The organism is Curtobacterium sp. MCLR17_058 (assembly GCF_003234705.2).
Taxonomy (GTDB): Bacteria; Actinomycetota; Actinomycetes; order Actinomycetales; family Microbacteriaceae; genus Curtobacterium; species Curtobacterium flaccumfaciens.
Genome location: NZ_CP126262.1, coordinates 1,531,699 through 1,543,645, shown reverse-complemented (window position 1 = coordinate 1,543,645; position 11,947 = coordinate 1,531,699). Strand labels below are relative to the sequence as shown.

9 protein-coding genes are annotated in these 11,947 nt (G+C 68.4%); 6 read left to right on the top strand and 3 right to left on the bottom strand.

Translation table 11 applies throughout. From position 1 onward, the window contains the following. Positions 1 to 2: 2 nt before the first annotated feature. Positions 3 to 158: a hypothetical protein gene (locus DEJ11_RS07310; RefSeq protein ID WP_181436829.1), complete on the top strand. Its 156-nt coding sequence runs from the start codon at positions 3 to 5 to the stop codon at positions 156 to 158. A 40-nt stretch (positions 159 to 198) separates the two neighbouring features. Further along, entirely contained in the window at positions 199 to 1,266 is a 1,068-nt protein-coding gene (locus DEJ11_RS07305; protein WP_111103535.1) for a glycosyltransferase, read from the top strand. A 46-nt stretch (positions 1,267 to 1,312) separates the two neighbouring features. Here the strand turns inward: DEJ11_RS07305 and DEJ11_RS07300 are convergent, their stop codons facing one another. Next, a complete protein-coding gene (locus DEJ11_RS07300; protein WP_181440829.1) occupies positions 1,313 to 2,008 on the bottom strand; it encodes an SGNH/GDSL hydrolase family protein in 696 nt (231 codons plus the stop codon). Positions 2,009 to 2,100: 92 nt separating this feature from the next. Continuing rightward, a complete protein-coding gene (locus tag DEJ11_RS07295) occupies positions 2,101 to 3,774 on the bottom strand; it encodes a glycosyltransferase family 2 protein (RefSeq protein ID WP_146250049.1) in 1,674 nt (557 codons plus the stop codon). Positions 3,775 to 3,907: 133 nt separating this feature from the next. Between DEJ11_RS07295 and DEJ11_RS07290 the strand changes: the two genes are divergently transcribed. The 4 genes from DEJ11_RS07290 (at position 3,908) to DEJ11_RS07275 (ending at position 11,161) form a co-directional block, all read left to right on the top strand. Then, on the top strand, positions 3,908 to 6,595 hold the full coding sequence (locus DEJ11_RS07290; RefSeq protein WP_181440828.1) for a CDP-glycerol glycerophosphotransferase family protein: 2,688 nt from the start codon (positions 3,908 to 3,910) through the stop codon (positions 6,593 to 6,595). A gap of 27 nt (positions 6,596 to 6,622) precedes the next feature. Beyond that, the gene (locus DEJ11_RS07285) at positions 6,623 to 7,732 is read left to right on the top strand and encodes an acyltransferase family protein (protein WP_111103531.1); all 1,110 of its coding nucleotides are present in this window, start codon (positions 6,623 to 6,625) and stop codon (positions 7,730 to 7,732) included. Then, positions 7,732 to 9,429 carry a polysaccharide pyruvyl transferase family protein gene (locus DEJ11_RS07280; protein ID WP_181440827.1) on the top strand — a complete coding sequence of 566 codons (1,698 nt, stop codon included), beginning with the start codon at positions 7,732 to 7,734 and terminating at the stop codon, positions 9,427 to 9,429. The genes DEJ11_RS07285 and DEJ11_RS07280 overlap by 1 nt, the downstream gene beginning before the upstream one ends. 289 nt (positions 9,430 to 9,718) lie before the next feature. After that, positions 9,719 to 11,161: a glycosyltransferase family 61 protein gene (locus tag DEJ11_RS07275; protein ID WP_284176690.1), complete on the top strand. Its 1,443-nt coding sequence runs from the start codon at positions 9,719 to 9,721 to the stop codon at positions 11,159 to 11,161. 72 nt (positions 11,162 to 11,233) lie between these two features. Here DEJ11_RS07275 and DEJ11_RS07270 read toward each other — a convergent pair whose 3' ends face one another. Continuing rightward, complete coding sequence (locus DEJ11_RS07270; protein WP_258375383.1) at positions 11,234 to 11,947, bottom strand: ABC transporter ATP-binding protein; 714 nt, start codon at positions 11,945 to 11,947, stop codon at positions 11,234 to 11,236.

The window sequence follows — 11,947 nt, the reverse complement described above, 5'->3', positions numbered from 1 at the left end:
GCATGTCACTGATCTCAGACGTCGTGCGGTCGACCTTCACGACCAAGTGCTCGGTGTGCGGTGCGGTCATCCGGAAACGCGATGCGCTCGACCACGAGGGACTGGCGTTCTGCTCGGTCCTGCACGAGGCCGAGTACATCGTCGCCACGCTCGACTGACACCACCCCGCCTCCGGTCGAGTCCCCGTAGGATCGGTCAGTGCCCGATCACCTCCTCGCGGTGTTCCCTGCCTACCGCGACAACCCGTTCCTGAACCTCATGCTGCTGGCCCCACGGGCACGCGGCTGGAACGTCCTCGAGAGCCTGCGTCTGGAGCAGCTCGAGCAGCACCTCGGTCGCCTCAGTACCGGTGACGTCTTCCACATGCACTGGACATCCCCGATCGTGCAACGAAACGACGACGACCTCGACGAAGCGCGGGCTCGTCTCGATCGTTTCCGCACCGCCGTCGACGCGGCGCGCACACGCGGAGCTCGGCTCGTCTGGACGATCCACAACGTCCTCCCCCACGATGCGCGGCACCTCGAGCTCGAACTCGAACTGAACCGCTACCTGGCCGACGCCGCAGACGTCGTCCACGTGATGAACAGGGACACGCCCACGGCCGTGTCCTCGTACTACGAGCTCGACCCTGCAAAGGTCGTACACCTCCCGCACCCGAGCTACCAGGGCGTGTACCCGGACTCGGTTTCGCGCGAGGAAGCGCGTGCGTCGCTCGGACTCACGGACCGCGACCACGCCGTCCTCGCCTTCGGCCAGATGCGCCCGTACAAGGGCATCGACGTCCTGGTCGAAGCCGTCCGTGCGCTCGCCCCCGCTGAGCGTCCGGTTCTGCTCCTCGCCGGCAGGACCTCCGACGAGGACCGCGCCGTCATCGATTCGCTGCTCGGCGACGACGTCCGTGCTGTGCGCGAGCACGACCACGTCGAGGACGTGGACGTGCAGCGGTGGTTTCGGGCGGCCGACCTCGCGGTGTTCCCCTACCGCCGCGTCCTCAACTCCGGCGCACTGCACCTCGCCGCGTCGTTCGAGGTGCCGGCCGTGCTACCGGACGAGCCGTACCTGCGTGCGGAGTTCGGGGGCGAGGAATGGGTCCGGTGGTTCGATCCGTCGGACGCGGCATCGTCGGTCGCTCCGGGATCGTCTCTCGCCTCGCTGTTGATGGGTCCGGCGGCGGCGGTGGGAGCGGACGTGTTCAGCCGACGGCTCGCGCCGTTCAGGCGGTCGCGGGCGTACGCGGAGCTGCTGGAGCGGGTCCGGGGCTGAGCGTCGGGCGGGGGGGGGGCATGCTCCTCGGCGAGCGCGCCACTCGTCAGGAGTCCGCCAGCGCTGTTGACGGTCGGTGCTCGAGGATGAGCTGGCGGAACGCGTGACCGAGCACCGCGTACTGCTGTGGCCCGGCCGGGTGGATACCGTCGGCGCTGAAACCCGGCGCCCAGGCGTCCCCATCGCGCGCCGCGGTCCACGGATCCACCCACGTCCAGCCCCGCTCCCGTGTGAGAACGCGGAGGTCGCGGTTGTAGGCGAGGGCCTCGGCCGCATGTGCCCGATACGGCGGGATCGCCGCGACGAGGACGCGATCGGGGTGGATGACCTCGGCGATGCGGTCGTAGGAGTCGGCCGTGTCGGCGCCCGTCTCCCCGTGCAGCACGGCGTTGGTGCCCGCCAGGACGACGAGCACGTCGACGCGCTCGACGGGGCGGACGGCGTCGGCCATCTGTTCCGGCGTCGCGCCGGCCCGTGCCCACCCGCCTGCGAACTGGATCCCGTCGCCCACGGCGTACGTCATCCAGGAGTCCTCATCGAATCCGTTGCCGAGGAACCGCGAGGCCCCGGCGCTGAGCGAATCCCCGACGACCGCCACCCGGAGCGGCGCCGACGGTGAAGCGTCGGCCGCGATCGGGGTCGACTCGGTGTCGCGGAGCGACTCGGCGCTCACCCAGGCGAGCGCCGCCACGACGAAGGCCACCACCAGCACGGCCACGACGACGGGTACGGAACGGCGCATGTCCCCCATTCTCGACGATGCGCGCCATGGGCCGCACATTGCTCGGCGCAACTGCGGCGATCGACCTGCGGGTCAGCGGCCATCCCTTCCGGTCAGCGGAGGCGGCGCGCGATCCTGGCAAGGAGGCTCCCGAGCCCCGGGCGTTCCGGGGTGCGGCGGTCGACCAGGAAGCGCCAGCCGTCCTTGCGGTCCGCGAGGGGTTGCATCGGGACGGTGTCGGCGACGGGCGGGAGAGGCATCCGTGCGGTGACCACCGGGAAACGGCCGTCGACACCGGCGAAGGACACCGACACCCTGTGGCGACCTGACGTGACCCGCTCAGCGAGCACCTCCGCTCGCCAGCGAGCACCGTCGGCGAAGACCGCGACGGCGTGCTCGTTGGCGTCGGCATCCGCCAGCAGCACGGTGGCTCGGAGCCCGCGTGCCACGAGGTCGACCGGGCCACCGATCACCAGGCCCGTCGCCGTGACCTCGACTCGGTCAACCATGAGGGGCACGACGTGCCGGAGCGCCGACACCGCCCGGACGCCGTCGGGGTCGCGCATTCCGACCGCAGCTGTCATCGCGTCGGCGAGGACCGCGCCCGATGGAGGCACGACGACCGCGACCGCCGGCAGCCGGTGAGCCAGCCAGACCGGGTCGACCTCCTCGGCGGTGTTCACCAGCGTCGGCACGAGCCCATCCCGGGCAAGGGTCTCAGCGATGTCCGGTTCCGCCCGGGACGCCCGCGCCACGGCGTCGATCCACGCCCCGATCCGTTCGGTCGCGATCGTGCTCGCCTCGCCGAGCACGAACGACCGCGCAGCGGGCCAGTCGCCCTGCAGGACCAGTGCCCAGAGCGCACGACGGGCGGGAGCGACGTCGCGCAGGAGATCGACCGGGAGGGCCGCTGCGAGCGCTGCCGTAGCTCGCGCGACCGTCGCCATCGCAACGGCGTCGGGATCGGTGAGCAGGAACCGGTGCAGGTGCGCCCAGCCGTCCGCGTCGAGGACGACCATGGCGTGCTGAGCACGGAGCACGGGGCTACCGCTCACCGCAACGGCGCAGGCAAGCTCCTGTTCGAGGTACCGCACGGTGCCCGCCGCATCGGCGCGGAGCGACAACGACGTCGTGTCCCCGCGGTCACGGTACAGGTAGACACACTGAGGGACGATGTCGATGCTGCGCGCCTCGACGAACGCCCGCGTCATCGGCTGTATGTCCTCGACGCTCTGGACCTCGGGGAACCACAGTCCCATACGGTCCCAGGCGGACCGACGGAACACCCGGTTCCAGCAGGCGCGTCCGGACAGGAGCTCCGGAACAGCCTCCGGAGCGGCGGCTCGGACGACCTCGTCGAACCGGTACCAGCGGCGGGTGGGACTCCACGTCCTCGTCGCGGAGAACTTGAGGTGGTCGCCGATCACCACGTCGGAACCGCTCGCCTCCAGCGACGCGAGCATGGCCGCGTAGGCGCCGTCAGGGACGATGTCGTCGGCGTCGGCGAAGGCGAGGTACTCGCCCGTCGCAGCGGCGACACCCTCGTTCCGTGCGGCGGCGGCGGTCGGTGCGGTCGAGACGAGGAGACGAACGCGAGGGTCGGACCGCGCCGCGGCTGCCACCCGTTCCGCGGTGTCGTCCGTCGACCCGTTGTCGACGACGAGCACCTCGGCCACCGATGGCCCCTGGGCGAGCAGGGAGTCCAGCGCTTCGTCGATCCAGCGCCCAGCGTTCCGCGCCGCTATGACGACCGAGAGGAGGGCGTCGTCGTCACTGTGCTCGATCACCCGCCGACGCTACCAAGAGTCGAGCGTTCCTCCTGCACCGGGCGCGGCTGCTGATAACCTCTCCGGGCGTCGCTCCGCTCGGCGCGTTCGCCCATGGCCGAGCTCGACGTCCACACCCCGAAAGGCACGCGCGTTGCGCAGCGAAACTTCCCCCCTCATCTCTGCCGTCATCCCGTGCTACAACGTCGGTCGGTACCTGCCCGAGTTCCTCGCCTCGCTTGACGCTCAGACGAGCGGCCTCGACGACGTCGAACTCGTCTTCGTCAACGACGGTTCCCCGGACGACTCGCTCGCAGTCATCGAGCGCTGGGCCGTCGGGCGCGACGGCGTCGTCGTGGTGGACCAGGAGAACGCTGGGCTGTCGAACGCGCGGAACGCCGGCATGGCCGAGGCCTCGGGCGTGTGGGTGAGCTTCCCAGACCCGGATGACCGGCTCGACGCGAACTACTTCGCCGAGGCGCTGAAGTTCATGCGCCTCTACGACCTTCCCGACCTGACCCTGCTGGGCACGCACCAGGTGGTGTGGGATGAGACGACCGGCCTTCTCACAGACACCCACCCGCTCCGTCACAAGTTCGCGACGGGGAGCCGGATCGCGGACTTGCACGTGGAGCCTCTCGTCCACCTGAGCGCGAACTCCTCGTTCATGCGCCTCGGACTCATCCGGGAGCTCGGGCTGCTCTTCGACCCCGAGGTGCGCCCCAACTTCGAGGACGGGCACTTCATCGCGCGGTACTTGCTCCTCAACGGGACACACAAGCTCGGACTGCTCGCCTCGGCGAAGTACCACTACCGGACCCGCACCGACGGCAGCTCCCTCGTCCAGGTGAGCTACCTCAAGGAGGACAAGTACACGCAGCTCCTCGAGGCCGGGTACCTCGACCTCGTCGAGACAGCGCACCGAGCAGCCGGCGACCTGCCGCGGTGGCTCCAGAACGTCCTGCTCTACGAACTCTTCTGGTACTACAAGAACGAACGCAAGATCCGCTCCATCACGGCGGCGGCACCCACGACGGTGCTCCCCCGCTTCCACGAGCTCGTCGGGCTCGTCCTGCAGTCGATCAGCGACGACGCGATCCGCGAGTTCAACGTGATGGGCGTGGAGTTCCCGATCAAGGCGACGTTCCTGCACGGCTACGCCGGCGCACGGTGGGCTCCCGAGTACGTCCGACTGAACGAGGTCGACGAAATCCGTCAGGAGGTTCATCTCACCTATTGGTTCACCGGGGTGAACCCGCAGGAGCGCTTCGTCGTCGACGGTCAGCAGGTCGAGCCCTTGCACGCCAAGACCGAGGACTTCGCCTTCTACGGTCGGGTGACGATGCGACGACGCCACGTCTGGCTCGCCCGTGGCACGAGGACCGTCGTCGAGGTCGACGGCCGCGCCCTCCCGAGCGTGCGGCACGAGCAGTGGGGGCACACCGAGGCGATCACCATCCGTGACCTCGCACCGGTGATCCACGACGAGCGCCGCCGAGCCACCCCACGGCTTGGCGCACCCGAGGAGACAACTCGTCAGCGCACCGGTGCGCTGCTCCGGCGCATCCGCGGCGACGTCCGCAAGTACGTCTCGAAGCGCGCCCGCGAGAACGCCGCGACCTCCCGCCACCTGCACAAGCAGTCGACCCGCGACAAGTTCGCGCACGCTTGGGCGTTCATGGACAAGGACACCGACGCCGGTGACAACGCTGAGCACCTGTACCGGTGGGTGGCGGCGAACCGGCCGGACATCAACGCCTGGTTCATCCTCGACCGGCGGTCGAGCGACTGGGACCGGCTGGAGCGCGAGGGCTTCCGGCTCGTCGAGTACAAGTCGAAGGACTGGGCGTCGCTCCTGCTCTCGGCCGACCACCTCGCCTCGTCACACATCGACCACTACGTGATCCACCCGCTGGACGCGCGTCGGTACGGCAAGTCGCACTTCAAGTTCACCTTCCTACAGCACGGCATCACCAAGGACGACCTCTCACGCTGGCTGAACATCAAGCCGATCGACGTGTTCGTCACAGCGACGCCGCCGGAGTGGCACTCGATCGCGGGAGATGGACCCTTTGTGTTCACCTCACGCGAGACGCAGCTCACTGGCTTCCCGCGGCACGACGCACTCCTCGCCAAGCGGGCGGCGTTGTCCGAGACCGAACGCGACTCGATCGTGCTGATGCCGACTTGGCGGCAGGTGCTCCTTGGGGCCTCGATTCCGGGCTCCAACGCTCGGGCGAAGGGCGAGAACTTCGCCTCGAGCGAGTACGCCCAGCAGTACGGAGCGTTGCTCCGATCCGAGCGGCTGCGCGCAATCGCGGAGGCGTCGGGCAAGCGCATCGTCTTCATGCCGCACCCGAACATGAAGCCTCACCTCGACGACTTCGACGTCCCGGACCACGTCACCCTGCTCGGCTACGACGGCAACGACGTCCAGTCGGTCCTCGCGCGTGCCTGCCTCGTCCTCACGGACTACTCCTCGCTCGGTTTCGAGGCCTCGTTCCTGCACATCCCGGTGGTCAACTTCCAGTTCGACGCCGAGGACTTCTTCAACGGCATGCACATCGGGCGACGCGGGTACTTCGACTACGAGCGGGACGGATTCGGCGAGCGCGTGCTGACCGTCGATGCGGCGGTGGACGCCATCGGGGCGGTCGCCGCCAACGGCTGGCAGCTGGCTGAGCCGTTCGCATCGCGGGTGGCGCGGACGTTCACGATGCGGGACGGCCGCAGTTCCGAGCGCGTCATCGCTGCCATGCAGGCCACGCGTGAGCGCGGCCCTCGTCCCGCGGCCCCCGCCGCGCTCGCCACCGACTCCGACGCTGACCTGATCCGCGGCTGAGCCGCGGCCCGACCGAGAGGTTCGAGCATGGTCGAGATGACCCCTGCCCCCCTGCTCCGTGAGCGGGCGCTCCCGCAGACCCAGCGGTACGCAGCGCTGGACGGTCTTCGCTTCGTTGCCGCACTGGCGGTGTTGGCCTTCCACTACACTGCGCGCGAGACCGACGCCTGGACGACACCCGCCTCGGAGTTCGCCCCAGGAGTGTTCGACGTCTCGAAGTACGGAGTCTTCGGAGTCGACCTCTTCTTCGTCATCAGCGGCTTCGTCATCCTGATGAGCGCGTGGGGCAGACCGCTGGACGGTTTCGTCGCTTCGCGCATCGCACGGCTGTACCCCGCGTATTGGGTCTCGGTGCTTCTGACGGCCGCGGTGCTGATCGCGACCGGGGCGTACTGGCTCTCACCGAGCGAGATCGCCATCAACCTCACGATGTTGCACGAACCGTTCGGCGTCGACCACGTCGATGGGGTCTATTGGACGCTCTGGGTCGAGATGCGGTTCTACTTGCTAATCGCGATCTTGCTCTGCTTCAGGCTGACCGAGCGGAAGGTGCTCGTCTTGTCGGTCGTGTGGCCCGTTGTCGCCGTTCTTGCAGAACGCCACGGCTTCGACTTTCTGGCGTACATGCTCGTCTGGCAGCACGCTCCGCTGTTCGCGGGCGGCATGTTGATCTACCTGCTCGTGCGTGAGCGTCGCAACGTCATGGCTTGGATGCTGCTCGCCGTCAACATCGCCTTTGCGATCACCACTGCTGGCCCGGAAGCCGCGCAGAGGATCGAGAGCACCACGGGGAGCCCGATCCCTGAGTGGACCCAGTTCGTGCTCATCGTGATGTGCTTCGGCGCAGTACTCCTCGTCACGCTGACTCCCGTCCGGCGCCTGTCGTGGAGCTGGCTCACAACCGTCGGAGCGTTGACCTATCCGCTCTATCTCCTGCACGAACACATCGGCTGGAAGGTCATCGCCCACACGCAGCAGTACGGCTGGCTCGTCGCGGTCCTACTTGCAACGATCGTGAGTATCGCACTTGCCGCCGGTGTTCATTACGGGATCGAACGCCCGTTCGCCCCGAAGCTCCGTCGTGCCGTGCAGGCTGCCATCGGCGATGCCCGGTCTCATGGCCGGAGGGCTGAATGATGAACGACCATCCCGCTCCCGCGCGTCGGGTCGTCGTCATGGGCGACGTCGGCTGGCCGCACCTGTACCACGTGGGTGACGAAGCGATGACCCAGGTCGCGATCGACCGGCTCACCGCTGACGGTGTCGTCGACGTCACCGTGGTTGCGGCCGATCCCGAGGTTGCGGCACGGCTCCATGGAGTGGCAGCAGTCCCCCGCTTCCACTTCAAGCTCGGGTGGCCCCGTGACTGGCACGACAGCCACCTCGAGAAGGTCCTCGCCCCGTTGGCCGGCTTCCAGCGCAGGACGGGACCGGCGCAGACCGTCCTGGACGCCGTGCACGACGCGGACGCGGTCGTCATCGCCGGCGGCGGAAACATGACGAGTCAGTACGTGCACCAGCTGTACGAGCGACTCGCCCTGGTCCGTGTGGCTCGCCATTTCGGCCGGCCGGTCTTCGTCACGAGCCAGACGCTCGGCGCCACCTTCAGGGAAGTCGACCTGCCGGTGATGACCGAGATCATCGACTCAGCGGCTGTGTTCGGGGCTCGCGAGGGGACCAGTGCCACGCTCGCTCGCTCGCTGGCCGCCGATGCCGGACGCGTCTTCACCACCGGCGACGACGCGTTGCTCCTCCCCCGGGCACCGCTCGACGACGAGGTAGACGACCTGCCGGAACGCTACTTGGTCGCGAGCTTCGAGCGGCCGCCGGGCCTCGACGACGAGAGGGCACGAGCACATGCCGACCGCGTCGGCCGGGCACTCGAGGCGGTCAGCCAGGAGCTCGACTGCGCCGTCGTGTTCGTCCCACACGCGGGCTCGCTCGACGTCGAGACTCCGAAGGACGACATCGTCTACCACGCTGCGATCGCCGTTAATGTCTCCCGGCCGGTGCTGCTCCCGGTGCTGCCAGCCGGCCAGACCCTCGCGGTGACGTCGCGCGCGCTCGTGTCCCTGTCCACCCGGTACCACCCCGTCGTGTTCGCCGCGGCCGCAGGTGTTCCGGCGCTCGGCTTCGCCGACACGGCCTACACCTGGCAACGCATGGTCGGAGCCACATCGCAGTACGGACTGGCACGGACCGTGCTCCCCGGTACAGTCCTCGACGACCCGACGGTCCTCGCGGGCCTCGTCTCGTCGCTCGTAGACGAGTGGCCGCACGTGACCGAAGGCGTCAACTCGGCGGTCCGGGCCGTCCAGCAGGGCCAATCGGATTGGTGGCGCGCGCTCGGCTGCGCATTGCGGGGTGAGCCCTTCATGTTCAAACCGATGGACCCGCCTGCCCAAGTGCCGCTCGGAGTCACCGAAGCAGTGTTGGCCGACGCCGCCCCCGTCCTCGGTGTGGACTCCGGACGCGAGCGCGAAGCGCACCGCTGGACCACCGAGCGCTTGGAGGCCGTCGCTGCGGAACGCTCGGAGCTCGAACTCCGGCTCGGACGCGAGTCGCGGGAGCGTCGCACAGTCGAGCAGCAGCTCGGCGAGGCGCGGGAGCTCGTCGAGCACACACGCTCCGAAGCGGCGGCCCTCAGGAGAGAGCTCGCCGAGGAGCAGCGTGCCACCGCCGACCTGGCCGCCGAAGGCGAGCGTCTCTCTGCGGAGAAGGCGCGGTGGCGTGCAGCAGCGCTCGGGTACCGGCGCGAGGTCCAGCGGTACCGGGACCGGCGTATCACCCGTATCAGTGACGCACTCGCCCGCGCCTTCCGCCGTCCGTCCTGACCGGCCTCGTGGCCACGACACCCCGGCGCTTCGGCGCTTCGGCTAGCCTGAAGGGATGAGAATCCTGCGTGGACGTGGCGACCGAACCGACGGTGGAACGCAGCTGAACGCAGCAGGACCCGACCTGGAGGAACACCTCGACGACCTCCGCCGGATGAAGCGCCCAGTCGTGCTCATCGCCGGCCCGACGTCGAAACGGGACCTCTCTCGGTGGCGCGCCGCGTTCGAGTACCGGCTCCACGTCTTGGCGGACCTCCGCGCCCGCCCAGAACTCGAGGAGTCGGGTGCCGTGCAGGCCGCGACCAACGACGAGATCGCGGCGTACCTCCGCTCTATCGGTCCCGTCGCCGCCGTGGTCGACGAGCAGGCAAGGACGCTCGTCGAGCAGCTACAGCGCTGGCAGCGGAGCTTTTTCCACATCGCGGCCGGGGGCTCGTTCATCTCGCTGCGCACCGAAGAACGCTCGCCGTGGGCTGCGGCGCTTGAGTCGCTTGGGTCGCGCCGCATCGGTGCCGGTGAAGTCGAAGAGCTCCAGGACAGCATCACTCGCACGTGGGACAGCGATGGCAGGACGATCTCCGCGAAGCAGCGGGACCACCTCGTCAAGGTACGACACGAAGACGCTCTCGAACTGCTTCCCGGCCGTCTCGGAGCCCAGAACGTCCGAGTCCTCGGCTCACGCAGGGCAGCGACGGTCAAGGACCAGCCAATCGTCCGCTCGACCGGTTCCGACGTCGCCCACAAGCTGCCCGCCTTCCCGATGCAGGCTCCGGAACTGTCCCTGCTCGAGGTGCGGGGCGGAACCACCCTCGGCCCGGCCATGCTGGCCGTGACCGGGTCGACGGTGCTCCCCAGCTCGTTCAAGCACCCGTGGCGCGCATGGAACGACGAGCTCCGCAACGTGAGTGAGCAGATCGCCCTGCCCATGACGGAGCCTCGGCCTGAAACGCCGCGGCTCGACGGCGTCTTCTTTGATCTCACGGCCCCGGGGCCCGGCGACCGTGCCCAGTTCCTCTCGGTGTCGCTGTCGAAGCTGTGGGGGTGGGCCGAGGCAAAGCGCCGCGAACCGGCACTGCGCGCCCTGTACCGGACCAGCCCCGAGGACCCCGAGGCGGTGTTCCAGCGCGACGTCCTGCATGCGTTCGGCATCGTGCCGGAGGACGTCCACATGGTGGACTGCGACGTCGTGGTGGAGCGCCTGGTGATCGCGTCACAGTCCTGGCAGGACGGCGGCCACCACTACGCGCACCCGGTGAACGCAGAGACCTGGGCTGCGATCAGACGAGGTTTCGGGGTCGATGGAGATGGTCCGGACCGAGTCTTCCTCACCCGTCATGACAGCAACGGCACGCCGCTCCCCCGCAACGCGGCAGAGGTCATGGCACGCTTCGGTGCGCTCGGCTTCACCATCGTCAACCTTGACTCCGCGACCGCATCCGAGGTTGCTCGGACCCTGCGCGGAGCGCGGACGGTGGCGGGGTTCTCCGGCGGCGCGCTCCACGCCTCGCTCTTCGCGGCGGACCCGGAGCACATCGTGGTCGTGACGCACGACTCGAACACGAGTCGGAGCGAGCACTTGTTCGCGACACTGCTCGCAACCGAAATTGATTACCTGTGGTCTCGCCCGGACGTAGCCCAGCCGAAGGACAAGTTCTCCTCAGCTGCCTTCCGGTCGGCCTGGGACGTCGACCTCGGTGCCAACGCGACCGCTCTGGACGCGCTCCGGCGCTGACCTGGGTGTCTCACTCCAGGCGAGCGTCAGAGCGACGCCTGTCCGGGTTGAAGGAACCGAGGTACGAGGCCGTCAGACGGTGGCGTTGTACGCCTTGGCGATCTCGTCGGTCTTGCCGATCATCTTCAGCTCACCCTGATTGAGCCAGGCCACCTCGTCGCACATGTCCTTCACTGTGCTCATCGAGTGGGAGACGAGGATGACCGTGCGGCCGTCCTGCTTCATCTCCTTGAACTTCTCACGGCACCGCTTCTGGAACGTGGCGTCACCGACGGCCAGCACCTCGTCCACGACGAGGATGTCCGGTGTGACGGCTACGGCGACCGAGAAGCCGAGGCGGACGTACATGCCGGACGAGTAGTTCTTGACCGGCTGGTCGATGAAGTGACCCACGCCGGAGAACGACACGATCTCGTCGAACTTCCGGGCGACCTCCTTGCGGCTCATGCCGAGGATCGAGCCGTTGAGGAAGACGTTCTCGCGCCCGGAGAGCTCGGGGTGGAAGCCCGAACCGACCTCGAGCAACGAGGCTTGCTTGCCACGGGCGGTGATCGCCCCCTCCTCCGGCCAGAGGATCTTGGCCAGGCACTTCAGCAGCGTCGACTTGCCCGAGCCGTTCTTGCCGATCAGCCCGAACGTCGTTCCGTGCGGCACCTCGAAGGAGACGTCCTTCAACGCCCAGAAGTCTTCGTGGACGGACTTCTTCCCCCGCATCACCATGCTCTTCAGCGAGTCGTTCCGCTCGTGGTACATGCGGAAACGCTTGGACACGTGTTCGACGGTCAC

Bases quoted from the DNA above. Each gene is read 5' to 3' on its own strand.
- DEJ11_RS07310 (WP_181436829.1), top strand. From the start codon at position 3: ATGTCACTGATCTCAGACGTCGTGCGGTCGACCTTCACGACCAAGTGC.
- DEJ11_RS07300 (WP_181440829.1), bottom strand. From the start codon at position 2,008: ATGCGCCGTTCCGTACCCGTCGTCGTGGCCGTGCTGGTGGTGGCCTTC.
- DEJ11_RS07285 (WP_111103531.1), top strand. From the start codon at position 6,623: ATGGTCGAGATGACCCCTGCCCCCCTGCTCCGTGAGCGGGCGCTCCCG.
- DEJ11_RS07280 (WP_181440827.1), top strand. From the start codon at position 7,732: ATGAACGACCATCCCGCTCCCGCGCGTCGGGTCGTCGTCATGGGCGAC.